Here is a 1,914-nt window from a genome sequence, read left to right as displayed (position 1 = left end):
CAATATGAAAAGAATAAAATTATTGCAATTAATAATTCAAAAGAAACTGAAATTAAAGAATTAAAGCATAAGCTGAATTCTTCTAAAATTATTAAGCAAAAAATTCTTGATTCTGCAATTATTTGAAAATATTCAATTCCTGCACGTATACGTGAATTGTCAGAATTGGTGGGAATTAGAAACTTCTTAAAAAGAAAACCATCAGCTTTATCAGGTGGACAAAGACAAAGAGTCGCTCTTATTAGAGCCATTTCAAAAGATGCTCAATTATTTTTATTTGACGAACCTCTATCTAATCTTGACGCTAAATTAAGAGGTGTTATGCGTTCTGAAATTAGAAAAATTCATGATCGTATAGGGTCAACCTCTCTTTATGTCACACATGACCAAATTGAAGCTATGACAATGGCTAATAAAGTTGTAATAATGAATGTTGGTTATATTCAACAAGTTGGTTCTCCTAAAGATCTTTATGACAATCCTTCTAATGTATTTGTAGCGAGATTTATAGGAACCCCAACAATAAATATGATAAGAGGTATTATGAATGATATAAATACATTCGCATCTGCAAATTCTAGTATCACCGTTGATTTTAACGAAGAACAAAAAATAAAGCTAAAAGCTTATAAAGGCAAAGAAGTTATTCTTGGAATTAGACCTCATCACATTAAAGTTTGTACCAATGCAAAGACTAAGGCAAATGTTGTTGAAGGTATAATTGAAACATTTGAACTTGTCGGTTCTGAGTATGTTCTTAAAGTAAGAACAAAACACTTTGGAATTATCAGAATTCAAGTTCCAGCTTCGATGATAGTCGAGAAAAATAAGGTTATTAAATTTACTTTTGAAAAAGAACACGCCTTCATTTTTGATGCGCAAACTGGTATTTCGATAACTTCAAAAATAAATAATGAAACACAAGATGCTCTTGATGTGTGAAAGGCAAGTGTTGGTGAGAGAATAAATAATAAAATAATACTTGAATCCGAAAGGGAACAAACAACTTTTGGAAAAAAAGTTGCTGAAGAAGTTAAATCTATATTTGATAAGAAATATAAAATGAGTTTAATTCATAAGAAAGTTGAAAAAAACAACAATAAAACCGAAGATTACAATTTAGTTGAAATCGATAATGATAATGCAATTAATTCATAGGAGAAATATGAAAAAGAAAATTTACGTTATTCCACATACTCATTGAGATAGAGAATGAATGTTTTCTGAACAAACGGGAAATGTACTTCTCAATCAAACTATTAATGAGATGCTGAAAACTATTAAAAAACAAAAAGATTTTAAAATGGTGTTAGATGGCCAGGTTTCTCTTTTGGATGATTATCTAAATTGAAATGAGAATTCAAGAAAAGAAAAAATTCAGAGATTCAAAGAAAGTCACATTGCTTTTGGTCCGTGATTTTCACAACCTGATGTATTTTCTTCGTTGGGTGAAACAACGATAAGGAATCTTGAAATAGGAAGGAAAACACTCAAGGATTTAGGTTTAAAAACAATTGATACGGCATATATGCCTGATACATTTGGTTTTAATCAAAACCTGCCTCAAATATTCAAACAAAATGGGTTGAATAATTTTGTTCATTGGAGAGGTTTAAATAGGGAGCATATTAAGAATTTTCCACTATATAACTGAGAAGGGGTTGATGGAACGAAAATTTTATCATCAAACTACAAAACTGGTTATTACTTTTTTGGTACCTATTATCCCTATAGTGGTGTGACCAAAGAAAATATTCATGAATTAGCAAAAGAATTTTTTGAAAAAACTAAATCAGGAATTGAAGAGAGTTTTAAGGTTCAAAAAAATAAAACTTCTGTTTTATTTCCACTTGGTGGTGATCAAGCACCCGCAATTCATGGTGCCAAGAGATTTTTTGAAGTATTAAATGAAAT

Annotated in this window: 2 protein-coding genes; both read left to right on the top strand. The window is 29.8% G+C overall.

Annotation, left to right across the window (positions count from 1 at the left end; all coding sequences use genetic code 4):
* A partial coding sequence (locus C4B24_RS04685) for an ABC transporter ATP-binding protein (RefSeq protein ID WP_131599620.1) occupies positions 1-1,158 on the top strand: 1,158 nt, incomplete at its 5' end.
* A gap of 7 nt (positions 1,159-1,165) precedes the next feature.
* The coding region (locus tag C4B24_RS04680; protein WP_449406667.1) for a polysaccharide deacetylase family protein at positions 1,166-1,914 on the top strand (749 nt) is incomplete at its 3' end.

Origin of the sequence: Mycoplasma marinum, from assembly GCF_004335975.1 — a bacterium.
Taxonomy (GTDB): Bacteria; Bacillota_I; Bacilli_A; order Mycoplasmatales; family Metamycoplasmataceae; genus Mycoplasma_K; species Mycoplasma_K marinum.
The sequence above is the reverse complement of the archived record's forward strand: the minus strand, read 5'-3'. Positions and strand labels throughout refer to the sequence as shown.